This is a genomic window from Nocardia sp. NPDC058519 (assembly GCF_042719755.1).
Lineage (GTDB): Bacteria > Actinomycetota > Actinomycetes > Mycobacteriales > Mycobacteriaceae > Nocardia.
The window spans coordinates 81,856-101,266 of record NZ_JBHXNK010000010.1; the positions used below are offsets into that span (position 1 = coordinate 81,856).

20 protein-coding genes are annotated in these 19,411 nt (G+C 67.9%); 10 read left to right on the plus strand and 10 right to left on the minus strand.

Going from position 1 to position 19,411, the window contains the following annotated elements:
* Positions 1-11: 11 nt before the first annotated feature.
* Genes ACFWPK_RS14240 through ACFWPK_RS14250 form a run of 3 tightly spaced genes read left to right on the plus strand, consistent with a single transcriptional unit; the run spans position 12 to position 3,706 of the window.
* On the plus strand, positions 12-1,784 hold the full coding sequence (locus tag ACFWPK_RS14240; protein ID WP_378915451.1) for a long-chain-acyl-CoA synthetase: 1,773 nt from the start codon (positions 12-14) through the stop codon (positions 1,782-1,784).
* Positions 1,785-1,796: 12 nt separating this feature from the next.
* Entirely contained in the window at positions 1,797-2,771 is a 975-nt protein-coding gene (gene folP, locus ACFWPK_RS14245) for a dihydropteroate synthase (protein WP_378915651.1), read from the plus strand.
* Complete coding sequence (locus tag ACFWPK_RS14250) at positions 2,768-3,706, plus strand: glucosyl-3-phosphoglycerate synthase (protein ID WP_378915453.1); 939 nt, start codon at positions 2,768-2,770, stop codon at positions 3,704-3,706. Before folP ends, ACFWPK_RS14250 begins: the two co-directional genes overlap by 4 nt.
* A gap of 45 nt (positions 3,707-3,751) precedes the next feature.
* Here ACFWPK_RS14250 and ACFWPK_RS14255 read toward each other — a convergent pair whose 3' ends face one another.
* The 9 genes from ACFWPK_RS14255 to sigE form a co-directional block, all read right to left on the minus strand.
* A complete protein-coding gene (locus tag ACFWPK_RS14255) occupies positions 3,752-4,198 on the minus strand; it encodes a DUF6640 family protein (RefSeq protein WP_378915455.1) in 447 nt (148 codons plus the stop codon).
* Between the two features lies 1 nt (position 4,199).
* Positions 4,200-4,793, minus strand: coding sequence for a TetR/AcrR family transcriptional regulator (locus ACFWPK_RS14260; RefSeq protein ID WP_378915457.1), 594 nt, complete (start codon positions 4,791-4,793; stop codon positions 4,200-4,202).
* Positions 4,794-4,895: 102 nt separating this feature from the next.
* Positions 4,896-5,975, minus strand: coding sequence for an XdhC family protein (locus tag ACFWPK_RS14265; protein WP_378915459.1), 1,080 nt, complete (start codon positions 5,973-5,975; stop codon positions 4,896-4,898).
* Positions 5,976-6,135: 160 nt separating this feature from the next.
* Positions 6,136-6,702, minus strand: a complete 567-nt coding sequence (locus ACFWPK_RS14270) for a hypothetical protein (protein ID WP_378915461.1) — start codon at positions 6,700-6,702, stop codon at positions 6,136-6,138.
* Between the two features lie 116 nt (positions 6,703-6,818).
* Positions 6,819-7,676 carry a hypothetical protein gene (locus ACFWPK_RS14275; protein ID WP_056813397.1) on the minus strand — a complete coding sequence of 286 codons (858 nt, stop codon included), beginning with the start codon at positions 7,674-7,676 and terminating at the stop codon, positions 6,819-6,821.
* A gap of 181 nt (positions 7,677-7,857) precedes the next feature.
* A complete protein-coding gene (tatB, locus tag ACFWPK_RS14280; RefSeq protein ID WP_378915463.1) occupies positions 7,858-8,277 on the minus strand; it encodes a Sec-independent protein translocase protein TatB in 420 nt (139 codons plus the stop codon).
* A gap of 33 nt (positions 8,278-8,310) precedes the next feature.
* Positions 8,311-9,843, minus strand: coding sequence for a trypsin-like peptidase domain-containing protein (locus ACFWPK_RS14285; protein WP_378915464.1), 1,533 nt, complete (start codon positions 9,841-9,843; stop codon positions 8,311-8,313).
* Positions 9,844-9,853: 10 nt separating this feature from the next.
* Positions 9,854-10,222, minus strand: a complete 369-nt coding sequence (locus tag ACFWPK_RS14290) for a hypothetical protein (protein ID WP_378915466.1) — start codon at positions 10,220-10,222, stop codon at positions 9,854-9,856.
* 139 nt (positions 10,223-10,361) lie between these two features.
* A complete protein-coding gene (gene sigE / locus ACFWPK_RS14295) occupies positions 10,362-11,024 on the minus strand; it encodes an RNA polymerase sigma factor SigE (protein ID WP_378915468.1) in 663 nt (220 codons plus the stop codon).
* Between the two features lie 376 nt (positions 11,025-11,400).
* Here sigE and ACFWPK_RS14300 point away from each other — a divergent pair, with 376 nt between their 5' ends.
* A complete protein-coding gene (locus tag ACFWPK_RS14300; RefSeq protein ID WP_378915470.1) occupies positions 11,401-12,033 on the plus strand; it encodes an O-methyltransferase in 633 nt (210 codons plus the stop codon).
* Positions 12,034-12,144: 111 nt separating this feature from the next.
* Here ACFWPK_RS14300 and glgC read toward each other — a convergent pair whose 3' ends face one another.
* The gene (gene glgC, locus ACFWPK_RS14305) at positions 12,145-13,362 is read right to left on the minus strand and encodes a glucose-1-phosphate adenylyltransferase (protein ID WP_378915472.1); all 1,218 of its coding nucleotides are present in this window, start codon (positions 13,360-13,362) and stop codon (positions 12,145-12,147) included.
* Between the two features lie 132 nt (positions 13,363-13,494).
* On the opposite strand from glgC, the gene ACFWPK_RS14310 reads away from it, so the two are divergent.
* The 6 genes from ACFWPK_RS14310 to ACFWPK_RS14335 all read left to right on the plus strand — a co-directional run bounded on the left by ACFWPK_RS14310 (position 13,495) and on the right by ACFWPK_RS14335 (position 19,409).
* A complete protein-coding gene (locus tag ACFWPK_RS14310; protein ID WP_378915474.1) occupies positions 13,495-13,986 on the plus strand; it encodes a helix-turn-helix domain-containing protein in 492 nt (163 codons plus the stop codon).
* Entirely contained in the window at positions 13,977-14,771 is a 795-nt protein-coding gene (locus ACFWPK_RS14315) for an RNA-guided endonuclease InsQ/TnpB family protein (protein ID WP_378915653.1), read from the plus strand. Before ACFWPK_RS14310 ends, ACFWPK_RS14315 begins: the two co-directional genes overlap by 10 nt.
* A gap of 117 nt (positions 14,772-14,888) precedes the next feature.
* Entirely contained in the window at positions 14,889-16,055 is a 1,167-nt protein-coding gene (gene glgA / locus ACFWPK_RS14320; RefSeq protein ID WP_378915655.1) for a glycogen synthase, read from the plus strand.
* 87 nt (positions 16,056-16,142) lie between these two features.
* Positions 16,143-16,499, plus strand: coding sequence for a CU044_2847 family protein (locus ACFWPK_RS14325; protein ID WP_378915475.1), 357 nt, complete (start codon positions 16,143-16,145; stop codon positions 16,497-16,499).
* Positions 16,500-16,512: 13 nt separating this feature from the next.
* Complete coding sequence (locus tag ACFWPK_RS14330) at positions 16,513-18,399, plus strand: serine protease (protein ID WP_378915477.1); 1,887 nt, start codon at positions 16,513-16,515, stop codon at positions 18,397-18,399.
* Complete coding sequence (locus tag ACFWPK_RS14335; RefSeq protein WP_378915478.1) at positions 18,396-19,409, plus strand: AAA family ATPase; 1,014 nt, start codon at positions 18,396-18,398, stop codon at positions 19,407-19,409. The genes ACFWPK_RS14330 and ACFWPK_RS14335 overlap by 4 nt, the downstream gene beginning before the upstream one ends.
* Positions 19,410-19,411: the final 2 nt, after the last annotated feature.

A 19,411-nucleotide genomic window follows, 5' to 3' on the forward strand; every position in this document is an offset into this window, starting at 1 on the left:
GAGAGATCGACGTGAGCACAGACGCCCGCGACACGGTAAGCGTGTTCGACCTGGCCAAAGCCCTGCCCGCCATGGCACTCGACGTTCCCGGCATGCTGCGCAACGCGCGCGGAATGCTGGTGGGGCCCAAGGACAAAGCCTCCATCGGGCTGTATTTCCAGCGGGTCGCGCACCGCAGGCCCGACCGGGTGTTCCTGCGTTTCGAAGGCCGCTCCTACACCTACCGCGCCGCCAACAGCGAGGTGAACCGGTACGCCGCAGTGCTTTCCGCGCGCGGGGCGAAGCGCGGTGATGTGGTCGGCGTGCTCATGACCAACCGTCCCGAGACCCTGTTCACGGTCCTGGCTGTGCTCAAGCTCGGCGCCACGGTCGGCCTGCTCAACTACAACCAGCGAGATCAGGTGCTGGCACACAGCATCGGTCTGCTCGGCAGCGTGCTCAATGTCGTCGGTGAGGAGTGCACGGAGGCACTGGATTCGCTGCCGGAGCCCGCGGCGAACGTGCTCACCGCCGAAGAACTGGACGAATCCGCCCGCACCGCGGCCGATTCCGATCCCGCCGTATGCGAGCAGGTCCGGGCTGGGGAGCGGGCGTTCCTCATCTTCACCTCCGGCACGACCGGTCTGCCCAAGGCCAGCGTGATGACCCATCAGCGCTGGACCAAGAGCATGTCCGGGCTCGGTGGGCTCGGCATCCGGTTGCGTGCCGACGACGCGCTGTACTGCTGCCTGCCGCTCTATCACAACAACGCGCTCACGGTCGCGCTGTCGGCCGTGCTCGCGGGCGAATCGACCTATGTGCTCAGCCGCAAGTTCTCGGCGTCGGGGTTCTGGGACGAGATCGCTCGCGAGCGGGCCACCGCGTTCATCTACATCGGTGAGCTGTGCCGATACCTGATCAACCAGCCGGTGCGGCCTGCCGAGAAGGGCAATCGGGTCCGGCTGGCCGTCGGCAACGGGCTGCGGCCCGAACTGTGGGACGAGTTCCGTCGCCGGTTCGGGATCGGCCGGGTGGTCGAGTTCTACGGGTCGAGCGAGGCGCCGCTGGCGTTCGTCAACGCGTTCGGTGTCGACCGGACCGCCGGTCTGTGCCCGCTGCCGTACGCGGTCGTCGAGTACGACGACGAGACCGGCCACGCCCGCCGCGGTAGCGACGGGAAGCTGCGCCGGGTGCGGTCCGGCGGGGTCGGGCTGCTGCTGGCGAAGGTGAACAACCGTCAGCCCTTCGACGGCTACACCGACAAGAAGGCGTCGGAATCCAAGCTGGTGCGCGACGGCTTCAAGAAGGGCGACTGCTGGTTCGACACCGGCGACCTCGTCCGCGATCAGCATTTCTGGCACATCGCGTTCGTCGACCGGCTCGGCGACACCTTCCGGTGGAAGGGCGAGAACGTGGCGACCACCGAGGTCGAGGGCGCGCTCGGGCACCACGAGAGCATCGAGCAGGCCGTTGTCTACGGTGTCGACATCCCCGGCACCGACGGCAAGGCGGGCATGGCGGCGATCACGTTGTCGGCCGAGGCCACCTTCGACGGCAAGACCCTGGCGGCGACCGCCTACGGACGGCTGCCGCTGTACGCGGTCCCGCTGTATGTGCGGGTGGTCGCCGAGCTCGAGCAGACCTCGACGTTCAAGAGCCGGAAGGTGGAATTGCGCAAGCAGGGATTCGCGCCCGACTCCGACAGTCAGCTGTATGTGCTGTCCGGTCCGGCAGACGGCTACATTCCCGCGTACGACGACTACGCGGCTGACGTAGCCGCCGGTAAAGCGCCCCGTAATGGCTGATTTCGCATGAACATGGGTAACTCGTCGGGCACGCCCGAACGCCGACCGGATTCGCTACCGCCTGCCCGACCCGGAGGCAGTAGCGATGCTCAGCGGTCGGCGAAAGACTCGGGGAGGCGGGACGAGCTCTCGACTTTTTGCGGGCGTGAGGTGGCGACCGATCGCGCACTGGTGATGGCGATCGTGAATCGCACGCCGGACTCGTTCTACGACCGTGGTGCCACCTTCAGCGACGAGGCCGCGATGGAACGGGTTTCGCGCGCGGTCGACGAGGGCGCCGATCTGGTCGATATCGGCGGCGTGAAGGCGGGGCCGGGAGTCACTGTCGACGCGGTCGAGGAATCGCAGCGGGTGGTGCCGTTCGTCGCGGCGATCCGGGCGAAGTATCCAGACCTGTTGATCAGTGTGGATACCTGGCGCGGTGAGGTCGCGCGGGCGGCGGTCGCCGTGGGTGCCGACCTGATCAACGACACCTGGGCCGGTGCCGACCCCGACCTCGTGCGCGTCGCCGCCGAGACGGGCGCCGGCATCGTCTGTAGCCACACCGGTGGCGCCGTGCCGCGCACCCGTCCGCACCGGGTCCGGTATGCCGATGTGGTGGCCGAGGTGACCGCCACCGTCGTCGCCGCGGCCGAGAATGCCGCGGCCTCGGGTGTGCGAGCCGATGGCATCGTGATCGATCCCACCCATGATTTCGGAAAAAACACCTATCACGGGCTCGAGTTGTTGCGCGGAATCGACGGTCTTGTAAAAACCGGATGGCCAGTACTGATGGCACTGAGCAACAAGGATTTTATCGGGGAGACTCTAGATGTAGGTCTTACCGAAAGGGTCGAGGGCACACTGGCGGCAACCGCATGGTCGGCCGCCGCGGGCGCTCGGATCTTCCGGGTTCACGAAGTCGCCGAAACCCGGCGGGTCGTGGACATGATCGCCGCGATCCAGGGCATCCGTCCCCCCGCACGAACTCTGCGAGGTCTGGCATGAAAATCCAACACCGCGAGCCCGCCTGGGCCACTACCCACACCTGGGACACCCCTGACTGGACGGTCGGCGAACTCGTCGCCGCCAAGGCGGGCCGCACCGTTTCGGTGGTGCTGCCCGCGCTGAACGAACAGGACACCGTCGCCGATGTCGTGGCCAGTATCCGGCCGCTGCTCGGCACGCTCGTCGACGAACTGATCGTGCTGGACTCCGGGTCCACCGACGCCACCGCCGAACGCGCACGCGCGGCGGGCGCCGAGGTGATCTCGCGTGAGGAAGCCGTCCCCGAACTGGAGCCGGTCCCCGGCAAGGGCGAGGTGCTGTGGCGATCGCTGGCGGCCACCACCGGCGACCTGATCGCCTTCGTCGACTCCGACCTGATCGACCCCGACCCCGACTTCGTGCCCAAGCTCCTCGGCCCGCTGCTGATGATGCAGGGCACGCACCTGTCCAAGGCCTACTACCGCCGCCCACTGCGTCAAGGCGAGTCCGTCGACGCGAACGGCGGCGGCCGCGTCACCGAACTCGTCGCCCGCCCTCTGCTGGCGGCCCTTCGCCCCGAGCTGGCCCAGGTCCTCCAGCCGCTCGGCGGCGAATACGCGGGCACCCGCGAACTGCTCACGGCGGTCCCCTTCGCGCCCGGCTACGGCGTGGAGATCGGCCTGCTCCTCGACACCTACGACCACATGGGCATGGATGCCATCACCCAGGTCAACCTGGGCGTGCGCACCCACCGCAACCGCCCGCTGTCCGATCTGGGCGTGATGAGCCGCCAGATCCTCGGCACCGCGCTGCGCCGCAGCGGAGTCCCCGACTCCGGCGCTCCGCTGACCCAATTCCCCTTGATCGAAGGCGAATTCATCGCCCACACCACCGCGGTCTCGCTCGAAGACCGGCCGCCGATGAAAACCCTTCGGCCGGAACAAGTCGCGGCCTAGTCGTCCACGTCGGGCGTCGCCTCGGTCGGGGCGGCGCCCGACGTGTCAGTTCCGGCGTCGAGCGTTGAGCGCGACGGCGGCGGCCAGCATGGCCAGCAGGAGCACCGCCAGCAGCACCTGCGGGTGCAGGCCGATGATCGTGATGTCGGCGAACTCGGGATCGTGAATGGCGGTGCCGGGGAACAGCAGTGCCGCCAGCAGACCGAGCCACGGCGTGGCCAGGATCGCGCAGGCTGTCCACAGGCGTGCGCGGGTGCCACCGTCGCGCCGGAGCAGCAGCGTCAGCGCGAGCACACCGAGCAGGATCGACATGACGATGTACTGGGCATCGTGGAATTTCGCGTGCGGTGGCCACGCGTCGTTGCGCAGGTGCTGTGCCGCGCCCGCCGGGACGACGAAATCGGCCAGCAGAGCACCGAATACGGTGATGACCGCGACGAGGACGGCGAGAACGCGGGGAGCGGACAGGTTCTTGGAGACGATGGTCGTCATGTCACGAGGTTCCTTGCTGGTGTGCGGGTTTCGAGGCGTGGCCGCGCAGGAAGTCGTCGAGGACCGCGCGCACGTAGTCGAGGTCGAAGGTGCGGTTGGCGACGAGCCGCCGGAAGAACAACGGACCGTGCAGCTGATCGAGGGCGAGGTCGACATCGAGTTCGGCGGGCAGTTCCCCCCGGGTGACGGCCTCGGTCAGGATCGTGCGCACCGCCTGGGTTCCCGACCGGTACAGCGCCTGCTTGACCTCCGCGAATTTCGGGTCGACAGCGGCTCTTTCGATCATCACCCGCATCCCCTGCTCGGTCGCCGGTTCGTGCAGCATCGCGTGCGTGGCGGTCAGCGCGGTCAGTAGATCGGCCCGCAGATCCCCGGTCGGCTGCGGCTGCGCGAGCGTGATGTGCCGGGTCAAGGTGGCGCGCACCAGATCGGTCGGCTCCGGCCAGAGCCGGTACAGCGTGGCCCGGCTGATCCCGCTGCGCGCCGCGACCGACCCATGCGTCAGCCCGGCCAATCCCTGCTCTACCAACAGCTCTCGGGCCGACGCGAGCGCGGCGTCACGGCTGCGCACCGTCCGCGGGTCGGGTGGTCGCACGGCATTCCCTTCGGACAATCTGTTTCACAACTTCGATACAAACTGTATCGAAGTTCTGCGCGAATGAACAGATGTCCGTCTTCTTCGGAAACTGAGTGGGATCTAATCCGGTCGGCGGTGGATCGGGCCGTCCAGGTCTGCCAGTGGCTGGGCGGTGGCGTTTCCTCGGGTGGCGAGGATTTGGGCGAGGATGGAGATGGCGGTTTCCTCGGGGGTGTTGGCTGCGAGGTCGAGGCCGAGGGGGCTTCGGACACGGGCGATTTCGGTGTCGGGGACGCCCGCTTCGCGCAGGCGCGCGGTGCGGTCAGCGTGGGCTCTGCGCGAACCGAGGGCGCCGATGAAGGCTGTGGCGGGGAGGCGCAGTGCGGTGGCCAGCAGGGGAACGTCGAATTTCGGGTCGTGGGTGAGGACGCAGAGAACGGTTCGCTCGTCGATGCGGCCCGCGCTCTGTTCGGCCTCCACATAGCGGTGGGGCCAGTCGACCACCACCTCGTCGGCCGCCGGGAAACGGGATGGGGTGGTGAAGGTTTCGCGGGCGTCCACGACGGTGACGTGGTAGCCGAGATTCGCCGCGGCGACGGTCAAGGCGCGGGTGTAGTCGTTGGCGCCGGCCAGGATCATGCGGGCGGGGGAGCGGAAGACCTGGACGAAGGTGCGGGGGCGTTCGGCCAGGCCGGGCGTGCATTCCTGGGCGCCGATGAGTCCGTTGTGGCCTGCGGCGAGGAGGGCGGCGGCGTCGTGGTCGAGGCCGCGCCACGGGGCGCAATCGCCGGGGCGCAGGAGTTTTCGGTCGGGCCTCGCCTCGAGGGTGGTGGCGTAGGCGACCGGGTGGTGGACTTCGAGTGCGGTGTGAAGTGCGCGCAAGGCGGGCAGATCGGTGTGGTCGAGGCGTTCGACGAAGACTTCGATCTCGCCACCGCACGGGAGGCCGACGGTGAGCTGGTCGGCGGCCGCGAACCGCTCGAGGCTCGCCCGGCCGTCGAGGAGAACCTGGTCGGCGGTGGTGAGCACCGCCGATTCGACGCAGCCGCCGGACAGTGAGCCGAGCACACGTCCGTCGCCGGTCACCACCATCGCGGCCCCGGTTTCGCGCGGGCCCGCACCGGTCCGGTCGATGATCCTGGCCAGCGCCACGGCCTGATCGGGCAGCAGTTCGAGTACCTGTCCGAGGAGATCACGCATCACGCACCGGCCTCTCCACGGTCACCGTCGAGGCGCTGTGACCGTCTGACCAGCATAGTAGGCACCGGCGCGGAGCGGTCGTCGGTCTTTCGCGCATGGCCGGAGCGAAGGCGGAGGTACGCCTAGCTATCGCCGGGCACGCGCGCGCGGCGAGAAACTCTCAGTCGAGGATCTCGCGCTGCTGCAAACCGGCGGAGACCGTACCGGCGTGGAAGAAGTCACGGAAGATCGCCACCGCGCTGTCGGCGGTGAACACCTCTTCCGGGTAGACGTAGGTGTCCTCGTCGCCGTGCGGGAGGTACACGGTCGGCAGGCCGAGTCGGCCGCCGGGTAGTCCGAGGGTGAAGCGCCGGATGACGTGATCGACCTTCATGCGCAGTTGCAGGGTCATCGCGTCCGCCGAACCGGCGCAGCCGAGCGCGAGATCCCCGCGCTCCGAACTCACCGTCGTGGTGACCTCGGTAGCGGGCACCGGCTCGGACAGCACGGTCAGATCGAGCGCGTAGCGCTGATGACCGTCCATCCGCCGCAGTGGGCGCAGAAAGCTGTCCACGTCCTCGTGCGGGCCGATGAAGACCTTCAAGCGGTCGCTGTAGGTCACGCGGTGGGTGGTGACGATGACGTCGCCGGCAGCCGGCTCCGCCTCGAAGGGTGGAACGGGCCGTGGGTGGCCTGCCGCGCGAACGGGCAGAACCCGGCATGCGCCGGCCTCTGGAGACGAGAACATGTGATGCTCACCTACTCACACTCGGTTACTCGCTAGCAATCTAACCATCGCGGAAGACTTGTGATCCATAACAGTACAGTGATGCAGATCACTAAGCATGGCGAGTTTAGATCAGCTTAGGGACGAACCCGGGTCGTAGCCAACTTGGGGTCTGTTTCATGGCGGTAAACCGGGGTGAGTAGATCAGCATCAACCGGTTCACCGGTTGCGCGGTCGTACCGGACTGCGATGAGGACCGAGAACAAATGGCTGCTCGCCCGCTCGTGCAGGGTCGCCAATCGGGTCGCCAGCAATCGGATCGCACCCAGTGAGCCGGGTGGATGCAGGCCGTCGATCAGCATGATGCTGCCGCGGCGGTCGGGCCGGGGGAGCCGGGCGAGGTAGGCGATGTCGTGCGGTTCGGTGCCGCCGGGCCGGTAGACACGGCGCGCGGCCCTGTCCTCGATGCCGCGCCGGGTATCACCGGCTCTGGTGACGGTCCGGCGCAGACGCGGATCGGCCACCACCAGCTGGCGCAGGCTGGGCGAGAGCTCGGGGCCGCCGAGGATCACCAGCCCGTCGCGATTGAGGTCGATCGGCCTGCCCGGCATGAAGGTCTCGACGTTCGCGGCGAAGCCGAGTTGCCGCAGCAGCTCGGCCAGGCGCTGGGCGGCCTGTGGGTCGGGTGCGCCGAGGAGCCTGCCCGAGCGGACCTCGGGGGCGAGCACGGTCAGTGTGCCGTGGCCGAAGAACAGTCCCTCGGGAACGGGGCCCTGGGTGCTCACCTGGTGGATGCGCGCACGCGACAATCCGGCGGCGGCGCCGATCCGGGCGAACGTCCAGCCGTCGGCATGGAGTTCTCGGATCACGGCTCGCCGGATCCTGGTTAGTTCGTTGATGGTCTGCTGGGCAGCCGCCACCCCGTCGGTGGCTGCTTTGAGTCTCTCGACCTTGTCCTCGATCGCGAAAACTCGTGCCACGTCATCGGCCGACATGTGCGAAGTCTAGACAGCTCGACAGCATTGTGTGTCTATATCCGTTGACATCGAACTGTCTTGCGAGACAACACTCTCGAACACAGATTGTCGGCAAATCGCAGAGAAGCGAGGTCGCCGCCGCAGTGTCCGCCCGGCGCGATCTCACAGCAAATGCCGACCGTGCGGTGTGTTCGGTGGTCTAGGTCGCGTCGTAGTCGACCGGGGGGCGCTCGTTGTGCTCCAGCGACTTCTGCGGCGCGGGTGCCGACGGGGTGCCGGGCATGCCGCTGCTGGTGCCGAACAGCTGCTTCTTGTCGGGCACCGCGCTCTCCAGATCGCGCAGCACCGAATCGTCACCGCCCAGCAGGTGTTTGGTGACCACGGCCCGCGGGCTCATGCCGCGCAGCTCGTTCAGCTCCGCGAGCGGCTTGCGCAGGTCGTCGAACTCCGGTCCGAGCTCCTGCTTCAGCTGGGAGGTGGCGCCGCTGGCGTAGTCGCGCGCCTGGCGCAGCGCGCCGGTGGTCCAGCGGACAGCGCCGGGCAGTCGCTCCGGGCCGAGGATCACGAGGGCGGCGACGAGCAGGATCATCATCTCGCTCCACCCGATGTTGCTGAACACGAATCCAGGCTACCCGGCGCGCGCGTCCGCAGGTCAGTCGGATTCGAGGGTGACGGGCACGTCCACCTGCCTGCCATCGCGGATCAACTGCACGTTCACCGTTTCGCCGATCTTGCGCGACTGCACGGCGACCACCAGCTCGTCGGGCCCGGTGACCTCGCGGTCGCCGACCCGCACCACCACGTCGCCCTCGACGATGCCCGCCTTGTCGGCCGGGCTGCCCGGCGCCACATCGGCGACGGCGGCACCGCTCATCACCTCGTTGGCGACGGTCTTGGTGCGCGCGCTCAGACCGATCACCGGGTGGTGCATCTGGCCGTCGCGGATCAGGGTCTGGGTGACCGTGGTCATCACGTCGACCGGGATGGCGAAGCCGAGGCCCACCGAACCACCGGTCTCGCTACGGATGGCGGTGTTGATGCCGACCACACGGCCCTGCATGTCGACGAGCGCGCCACCGGAGTTACCCGGGTTGATCGCGGCGTCGGTCTGCACGGCGTCGATCACCGCGTTGGTGTCGCTGCCCTCGCCCGCGAGCTTCACGGGGCGGTGCAGGGCGCTGACGATGCCGGAAGTGACGGTCTTGCTCAGGCCGAGCGGCGAGCCGACCGCGAGCACGTCGTCGCCGACCTGCACGTCGGCGGACTTGCCGAGATTGGCCACCGTCAGGTTCTTCGCCTCGACCTTGAGCACCGCGAGGTCGGTCTTGGGATCGCGCCCGACGATCTGCGCGGGCACCCGGGTGCCGTCGGAGAACTGCACCTGGATGGCGGCCCGGTTGGACTTGTCGGTCGCGGCCATCGAGATCACGTGGTTGTTGGTGACGACGTAACCCCCGCCGTCGATCACCACGCCGGAACCGGTCGCGCCGTTGTCGCCGACCGTGGCCCGGATCGAGACCACCGAGGGCAGAACGGCATTGGCGACCGCGGCGATCTGGCTGTGCGGTGTCTCGACACCCGCGCTCTGATCCAGGGTCACCTTGCGTGAGGTGAGCGTGGACGCGGTCTCGGCGGTGACCCGGCCGACGAGCCCGCCCAGAACGGCGATGCCGAGTGCCAGCGCGGCCAGCATCGCCAGTGCCTTGGGCGCCACCCGCGAACCGAACAGCACCTCGCGAGCGCTCAGCTTGTCCGCGACAGGCAGCCGGGCGGGCGGGGGAGTGTCGACGGCGGGCGCGCCGAGCCGGGCAGCCGCGTCGGGATCGCGCCACGGGTCGACCGGACCCGCGACGACCGTCTTCGGCTCGTCGGCGCCGGGCTCGCGCTGCAACAGCTCCGAGGAGCCTTCGGGCCGGGCGAACGCCTCGGCGAGCACACCGTCCGGCGGGCGCTGGACGAGTCCTTCGTCGGCGCCCTTACCGGCCGCGCGCTGCGGGTCGTGCGGTGCGAACGACCCGGCTTGGCCGTTCGGGCGGCGGAACGCACGCGCGGTGTGGCTGTCGATGTGCGGCCGGTAGACCGGTCGCGGCCCGAGGCTCGGCGCGTCGGAAGGGCGCAGCGTGCCCCGCTTGTCTGTCGAATCCGAGTGCTCGGCCGATCCGGAATTCGTCGATTCGCCTGTCACGTCGCAGACTCTACTTGCGCCGCCACGTTGTCCACCGGGTCGCGGTGAAGGAATCTGTGATGAATCCGAGAAATGCCTCGTTACGGCGTTGCGGTTCGGGCGCGTTGCCGGGGAGGTCGGCCAGCGGGATGCGCGAGAGGCTGTCGTGCAGGCTGCGCGGAATCGCCACCTCGGCGGCCCGGCGCAGCGCGATCCGCGCCTGCTGCTGGGCATCGACCTCGGCCGCGCATTCGGGGCAGAGCGAAAGATGCTGGGCGGCACGCAGATAGGCGTTCATCCGCAGCTCGCCGTCGACGAAGGCAGCGACAGCCTCACTGGCCAGATGCTCGGTGGGCTGAAAGCGCGGCGGGCGACCCGCGGCACTGGGATCCACGCTCATGCCTGCACCTCGCCGGCGCACGGTTCCGGCATGACCGCGGTCACGGCTGTGTTCATCCGCCGCTCGCTTCGCTCACTCACGCGGAGTTCTTCCTTCCGACCGACATCAACCGAGAGGCCCCGGTGACGTCGAACTTCCGTCACACCGATGGGGCTTCAGCGGAGTACCGCTGCTCACTTCCATTATGCGCAAGGTACTCGCGCAGTGCCTGACGCCCACGATGGATCCGGCTGCGCACGGTGCCCAGTTTCACACCGAGCGTGGCGCCGATCTCCTCGTAGGACAGGCCCTCGATGTCACACAGAACGACCGCGGCACGGAACTCCGGCGCCAGCGAATCGAGTGCTTTCTGCAGGTCGGGGTCGAGTCGGGAGTCGTGGTAGGCGTCCTCGGGGGTGGGGCCTTCGGCGGGCACACGGTCGTAGTCCTCTGGCAGCGCCTCCATGCGGATGCGGTTGCGACGGCGGACCATGTCGAGGAACAGGTTGGTGGTGATGCGGTGCAGCCAGCCCTCGAAGGTGCCGGGCTGGTAGTTCTGCAACGAGCGGAACACCCGGATGAAGGTGTCCTGGGTGAGGTCTTCCGCGTCCTGGGCGTCACCGGAGAGGCGGTAGGCCAGGCGATAGACCCGGTCGGCGTGCTCGCGGACCAGTTCGTCCCAGGAGGGCATGGCGGCGCGATCGCCGGTCGCGTCGAAAGCGGCGGTACCGGTGAGTTCGGCGTCGAGTTCGTCGGCTTCTGCCGCGGTGAGATCGGCGGGCAGAGTCTGGTCGGTGGCGTCTTGACGCGCCGTGTCTACCATCGGGATGGGACACCTCCTACTCGGGACCGCTGGCACAAAACCTGGCTGGTCCGGGTCAGCGAACCTTGCTTACCGACAATCAACCAGCAACTGTGTGTGGTTGTTCCCGAGTCTCGTGCCCGCCGCGATCGGCTGGCCTTGCGTAGGGCAACTATTTCCTGCCCTGATATGGGTCAGATGTGGAGATCCTGAGTGTGACCTGAGAATTCTGGTCAGATTCGACCCTAGTCCCGCCGGCAACGGAGAACCAGCAGTTCCGGGCCCGTTGTGACCGAGTCGCAAACCTACAGCAATTGTTCGGGATCTGTGCGACACAGTGCCGGATCCGTCCCTTTGCTGAATACACAGACCCCTCCGGTGGCCTAGCCTCATAGCTGTGGCATCGAACGTGGAGCGGAACCTGGCCTATGTGGAGGAGTCCGTCGTCGAGGACGAGGTTCTTCTCGAAGCGCGCGAGCGGGCCACCGAATTGGGGGCCGCGCCGGTGCCGGCGGCGGTCGGTGCGCTGCTGAGCATGTACGCGCAGATGCTGGGCGCGCGCTCGGTCGTCGAGGTGGGCACCGGGGCGGGTGTCAGTGGGTTGTGGCTGCTCGACGGGATGCGTGAGGACGGGACGCTGACGACGATCGACTCCGAACCCGAGCATCAGCGCGCGGCCAAAGAGGCGTTCCGGACCGCCGAGATCACGCCGTCACGCACGCGCCTGATCAACGGGCGCGCGCTGGACGTGCTCCCCCGGCTGGCCGATGGCTCCTATGACCTGGTCTTCATCGACGCGGCGCCGATGGAACACCCCCATTACGTCGAACAGGGTGTGCGGTTGCTGCGTGAGGGCGGCGCGTTCATCCTCAACAACGCGCTGCTCGGTGGGCGCGTGCCCGATCAGGAACAGCGCGACCCGGCCACGCAGGCGGTGCGCGCGGCGACTCGCGCGATCGCGGAGAATCCCGAGCTCACCAGCGTCTTGATCCCGATCGGCGACGGGCTGCTCTGCGCATCGAGGGGCTGATTTTTCGGCGGCTGGCGCCGCGGGTTCTCGGCCTGTTCCCTTGATCTTCCCTCCCTCCGGGCACTCCTTCGTCGCACCCCCCAGTCAGTCCAGATCAAGGCGGCCGAGAACCTACCCGACCCAGATCCCTTTGCCCACGGTGACCACGCCGCCGTTGCTGACCGCGAAACGTTCCCGGTCACGGTCCAGGTCGAGGCCGATGATCTCGCCCTCGCCGACCACCACGTTCTTGTCCAGGATCGCGTGGCGCACCACCGCGCCGCGCCCGATCCGCACACCGGGCATCAACACACTGCCCTCGACCGTGGCGCCGTCCTCGATCACCACGTTCGAGCTCAGCACCGAATTGCGGACCGTGGCGGCCGACAGGATGGAGCCCGCCCCGACGATCGATTCCTGGGCGAGCCCGCCCTGGGCGAATTTCGCGGGCGGCAGGTTCTCGGCGGCGCCGCGGATCGGCCAGTGCTTGTTGTAGAGGTTGAACACGGGATGCACCGAGACCAGGTCCATGTGCGCCTCGTAGAAGGCGTCGATGGTGCCGACGTCGCGCCAGTAGCCGCGGTCGCGCTGGGTGGCGCCGGGGACGTCGTTGTCGGCGAAGTCGTAGACGGCGGCCTGGCCGGCACCGACCAGCGTCGGGATGATGTCGCCGCCCATATCGTGGTCGGAATCGGAGTTCTCGGCGTCGGCGCGGATCGCGTCGACCAGTACGCGGGTGGTGAACACGTAGTTGCCCATCGACGCGAACGTCACGTTCGGGTCGTCGGGGGTGCCCGGCGGGTGCGCGGGTTTCTCCAGGAACTGGGTGATCTTGCCGGACTCGTCGGTGTCGATGCAGCCGAACGCGCTGGCCTCGGCTCGCGGCACCCGGATCCCGGCGACGGTGACGCCCGCGCCCGAGGCGATATGGCTGGCCACCATCTGCTCCGGGTCCATCCGGTACACGTGGTCGGCGCCGAACACCACGATGTAGTCGGGGTCCTCGTCGTAGATCAGGTTGAGCGACTGCATGATCGCGTCGGCGCTGCCGGTGTACCAGCGCGGCCCGAGCCGCTGCTGCGCGGGCACCGGGGTGATGTACTCACCGGTGAAACCGGACAGCCGCCAGGTCTGTGAGATATGGCGATCGAGCGAATGCGACTTGTACTGGGTGAGCACGCACAGGCGCAGGTATCCCGCGTTCACGAGGTTGCTCAACACGAAGTCGATCAGCCGGTACGCGCCACCGAACGGAACCGCGGGCTTGGCCCGGTCGGCGGTGAGTGGAAACAGTCGTTTGCCCTCGCCACCGGCGAGCACGATCCCGAGTACGTGCGGCTGGCTCCTCACCCTGCTCAAAGTACAGTGCCAGCGCGGCTACGGTGGCCCATGTCGACCCGAGGATCTAAAGCGTGTGTCTGAGAACTCGGCCGGTTGCCGCGTTCGGTCCAGTGTCGGTGGCCTGTGTCACACTCTCCGACGATGAGCCGCCACACCAGCTTCCGCTACTGCCTCGACCCAACGGTCGAGCAGTCCGAGGTGCTCACACGCCACGCCGGTGCGGCCCGGTTCGCGTTCAACCACAGCCTCGGTGTCGTCAAAACCGCGCTCACCCACCGCACAACCAACCCGGACCGACGGGTGCCGTGGACCGGGTTCGATCTGATCAACGCGTTCAACTCCTGGAAGAAGACCGAAGCCGCCGGGCGGGTGATCGTTGTCGGCGCGAACGGGACAGCCGAGATCAACGTGACCGGGCTGGCGTGGCGGACCGAGGTCTGCCAGCAGGTGTTCGAAGAAGCCGCTGTCGACTGTGGACGCGCCCTGGCGGCGTTCTCGGATTCCCGCACCGGTAAACGCGCGGGTAAACGGGTTGGGTTTCCCCGTTTCAAGACGAAGAACACGACCACCCCGACTTTCCGAATCCGCAACAAATACACCAAGGCGGGGCGGGCCGGTGGTGGATCAGCGTGACCTGCGAGGCTGCGGACTTGCATCCGGCTCACCATCACCTCCCGCGAGACCACGGCGACAACCTGGGTTGGGTCGGAATCGACCGTGGACTGAGCGTCTTCGCTGTTGCCGCGACCGCCGACGGTGCCGAAATCGCCCGTATCACCGCACCCAAACCCTTGACCACCGCACTGGGCAGGCAACGCCGCCTGGCGGAGTCGATGTCGCGCAAACAGAAGGGTTCACACAACGACCGACAAGCAGCCACCCGGTTGGCACGCCATCATCTTCACCTCGCGAATATTCGCCGTCACTTCGCTCATCAGGTCACTAACAGGCTGGTCAAAACCCACGACCGGCTCGTGATCGAAGACCTGCACGTGGCGGGGATGATGGCCAACCAACGATTGGCGCGCGCGATCAGCGACGCCGGGTGGGCGGATTTCGCGCGGCTGTTGACCTACAAACAGGCCTGGCGTAGTGGTGCGGTCACTATCGCGGATCGTTGGTATCCGTCGAGTAAACGGTGCTCAGCCTGCGCGACGATCAACCGTGGCCTGTCGTTGGCAGATCGGGTATTCGTCTGTCGATGTGGGTTCCGTGCCGACCGTGACCGCAACGCAGCGATCAATCTCGCGGTCTGGCCCACGATTCAACAGGACTTTTCACGATCCCCGGACCCCCGAGCACGGGGCCGGGTTACCAAAGTCCGCCGACGGGAAGGCGCTGACCGACACCCTTTGGGTATCGGTGAAACCGTCCCGGTTGACGCGGGAACAGACGTTCACACCACACTTGTGGAGTGAGCTGAGGACGCCCGAGAAGGGCGGTGTCCGGACATCTATCAGAGTTGTCCGGATACGCTGTAATTTGGACCGGTGAGTGATGATGGCACCGACAGCGAGCAGACTCCGGCGCAGCTGCTGCGGGTCGCCATGCTGACCCGGGAGTATCCCCCCGAGGTGTATGGCGGTGCGGGAGTGCATGTCACCGAACTCACTGCCCGGTTGCGCGAGCTCTGTGACGTCACCGTGCATTGCATGGGCGCGCCGCGCAACGGTGCCGTGGTGCACCGACCCGACCCCGAGCTGTATGCCGCCAACGCCGCGTTGCAGATGATGTCGGCGCAGTTGCGGATGGCCGATGCCGCGGGTGGGGTGGACGTGGTGCATTCGCACACCTGGTACGCGGGGCTGGCCGGGCACCTCGCCTCGATGCTGTCCGGGATTCCGCACGTGCTCACGGCGCATTCGCTGGAACCGCGAAGGCCGTGGAAAGCCGAGCAGCTCGGTGGTGGATATCGGCTCTCGTCGTGGTCGGAACGCAATGCGATGGAGCACGCCGATGCGGTGATCGCGGTGAGCGAAGGCATGCGTCACGACGTGCTCGACGCGTATCCCGCGATCGACCCTGATCGGGTTCATGTGGTGCACAACGGTATCGACGCGAACGTGTGGCATCCTGGCCCGCCCGCCGGTGACGAGGTGCCGGTGCTGGAGCGGCTCGGGGTGCGCGCCGACCTGCCGATCGTGTCGTTCGTCGGGCGGATCACCCGGCAGAAAGGCGTCGGACATCTGCTCGCCGCGGCCGCCTCGTTCGACCCCGATATCCAGCTGGTTCTGTGTGCGGGCGCGGCCGATACCAAGGAACTCGAGGTGGAGGTCGCGGCCGCCGTCGACGGATTGCTCCGGCAGCGCGGCAATGTTTTCTGGGTGAAGGAGATGCTGCCCACCGAGCAGGTCCGCCAGATCCTGTCCGCCTCCGCTGTATTCGTGTGCCCTTCGGTATACGAACCGCTCGGCATCGTGAACCTGGAGGCGATGGCGAGCGCGACCGCCGTCGTCGCCTCCGATGTGGGTGGGATTCCCGAGGTGGTCGTCGACGGGGTCACCGGCCGATTGGTGCACTACGACCCGGACGCGACGGGGGACTACGAGCGGGCGCTCGCGACCGCGGTCAACGAGGTCGCGGGGGATCCGGCGCTGGCCGTGCGCTACGGCGAGGCAGGGCGTGCGCGGGCGATCGCGGAGTTCGACTGGGCGCGGATCGCCGAGCGCACAGTCGAGGTGTATCGCGGCGTGCTCGGATAGGCCGTCGGCATCACCGTTCGCAGGGCCAGGCGACCGGCCCGCCGGTAGCCTTGTCCCACAAGGTCTTCAGGACACGTGGGGGTGAGCATGACCAGGATCGAGCAGCTGGAACTGCCGGACGGCACCGAGGTGTTCGCCCGGATAGACGGGCTCGACGATGCGGAAGACGACGCCGAGACGCCGGGCGTCACCGATATCGCTCTCGGTTTCGGCAGCCGCCTGGAGAACCTCGGCCCGACCATTCGCGGTGTCGCCTCGTCGGTGCACGCGAGCGTCGCCGGTCTCTCGGCCGATTCGGTGTCGGTCGAATTCGGAATCGAATTGTCCATGGGCACAGGCGGGGTCATCGCGGTGATCGCCTCCGGTGGCGCGAAGACCTCGGTCAAGGTCCGGCTGGACTGGGATCTGCGCGGTGACGATGATGCGGAGCAGTCGCAACCCTGACGGAAGACTGGCGATGGACGACGTCGACAACCTGGTGACCGCGGCGGCCTGCGTCATCTGGGTCCGTAACAAGGCGGGACAGTGGAAGGCCAACGGCACCGGGTGCCGGATCGCGCCCGAGTTCGTCGTGACCTGCGCACATGTCGTGGCCGCGGCCGGTGGCCGGGTCGAGGTGGAATTCGGTGACGGTACGCGGTTCGGCGCGGATGTCGCCGCCAGTACCGACGCGGCCGGCGGATTCGATGACCTCGCGGTGCTTCGCCTCGACGGCGCGCCCGCCGCGGACGCGACCTGTGCGCTGATGGTCGAGGCGGTGATCGGCCGCGGAACTCGGCTGCAACTGTGCGCGTACAACGCCGACTACGCGGGTTTCCTCGAGCTCGGGGCGGCCACGGCACTGGAGTTCTCCACGCATGAGACCGGTGAGGTCGGCGCAACCTACATCAAGCTCACCGGCAACCAGCGACTGCTCGCCGGGATGTCCGGCGGGCCGGTGGTGCTGCCGGACCAGGGCGTGATCGGCCTGGTCAAGCAGTACAACAACCGTAATCCGACCGGCGGTGCCGCCGTGCGATTGCTCGCCGGGCTGCGCAGGCTGTGTGCGCCGGGGCTGTACCGGGAGATCGTCGGCTCGCACGATCGATACCATCGGGCCGACATGCGCTGGTCGGATGTCGTCGGCGGCGAGGCCACGATCCGCCGCTTGCTCATCGACCTCAACGGTGTGTGCACCGGGCTGCCCGCCGCGGTCCAGGATCAATTGCGGGCCGAGCTCACCGAGGTCATCCTCGCCAATCACCTCGACGTGCCGACCGATTGGCGGGTGATCCGGGACCTCGCCGAGTACGTGGCGATCGAGGCCCCCGGTGACGACGGTCTCAATCTGGCGCGTTGCGCCTGGCTCATCGGCAACCGCGCGGCCGCTGACCCGGATCGCGAGGCGATCGTGGCCATCGCCCGGCGCGCGGCCGGACGACGATTCGTCAACCTCGACCGCTCGATGCGCAACCGCTTCGGCAGGCTCGCGCCGAAGCCCCCGCGGCCGGGCGGCGTGCCGATCACCCTGTTCGCCATCATCACCCCCGACGAAACGCCCGGTACCCCAGCGGGTTCCGAGCAGGGGCATCGCTACGAGATTCATCGCCGCACCGGTGACGGCGACATCATCGGGGTGCGGTCGGCGACATCGATGCCGAGTTTCACCGCGGCCAAGGCGGCCGTGAAAGTCGCGCTCGACGACCAGCTCCAGCACCTGGACGCCGACGGCGCCGAGATCGAGATCGTGGTCGCGCTGCCCGACGACTACCTCACCGCCGACCTGCTGTGCCGGTGGCTGCGACCCGATGAGCGCCCGTTCCGCCAGTTCATGATGCGGTTGCGGCGCAGCGCGACCTGGGAGAAGCCCGCCGAGCAGATCCGGGAACTCGAGCAGCGCTGGAACCGGTTGCGGGCCGGTGGGGCGCTGGCCTGGCTCGCCTGCGCCGACGACCGGTCCGGTGATCTGCGCGCGCTGCACGCACTCGTCGAGGCCGACGGACTCGATATCCCCGTCGACGCGCTCGGCATCGCCGAGCCACCGACTCCGGCCGTGTTCGCCGCGGCGGGCGCCAACGCGCTGCCCGTGCTGATCTGGCGCGACGAGAGCTGCCCGGATCGGTCACCCGGTCACCTCGATTGCGGCGGTACGCATTTCGTCGACCGGCTCGTCACCGAACTCGGGGACAACGGCTGGATCGATGGGCATCCGGTCGTCTGGCGCGAGCAGTGTCGCTCGGCGAAGGCGCAGCGGGACAATGATTTCTGGCTGCGCGTCGTGTATGTCCTCGACATTCCGGGGCACAGCAGAAGGAAGCCACACCCGCTGGCGGGGCCGCCTGCGGTGTCAGGAGGATTTCGATGAACGCACCGAGCTGGCACGTGTTCCTCGGTGGGGGTGAACCGCGCCCCCAGGCTTGGGACGGAGTGCCGAAACCCATGTCGGCGAGGGCATTCGACGGCACGCCGCTCGACTACACCCCGGCCGGCGCCGTACCGCAGACCGAACGCAGGCTCGGCACCGAGGGCATCGGCGCGCATCAGCTCCGGCCCGCCGACCTCGATGTGATCAACGCGGCGATCCTGTGCAGGCGCCCGCTGCTCGTCACCGGCGCCCCCGGTCTCGGTAAGTCGTCGCTGGCCTATCTGATCGCCAGGGAACTGGCGCTCGGCCCGGTCCTGCACTGGCCGATCACCAGCCGCAGCACCCTCGGTGACGGGCTCTACACCTATGACGCGATGCGCCGCTTCGAGGAAGCGCAGCTCACGCGACGGTGGTGGCGTGATCCGCGGGCCGGGGTCGCCGATTTCGTCACGCTCGGTCCGCTCGGCACGGCGCTGCTGCCGAGCCACCGACCACGGGTGCTGCTCATCGATGAGATCGACAAGGCCGACGCCGACCTGCCCAACGATCTGCTGCACGTGTTCGAGGACGGCGAGTACACGATCAACGAACTCCGCCGCATTCGCGCGTATCGGCCGCAGGTGTCGGTGGTAGCGCACGACGCGGGCAGGCAGGTGCCGATCACCGACGGCTTCGTGCGCTGTCACGCCTTCCCGATCGTCGTGATGACCAGCAACGGCGACCGCGAGTTCCCGCCCGCGTTCCTGCGCCGCTGCCTGATGCTGAAACTCGAAGAGCCCGACCGTGATCAGCTCGAACGGCTGGTCGCCTCGCATTTCGGCAGCGAGGTCCCGCGGGAATACGACGACATCATCGCCACGTTCCTGCAGCGGCGAGCCGATCTGGGAGCTTTGCCCGCCGACCGCCTGCTCACCGCGCTGCACGTGCTGACCCACGCGGGCGGCGACGCCACGCTGGACCGGCAGAGCCTGGCGCGCACACTGTTGCAACCGATCGGGCCGGGAGACTGAAA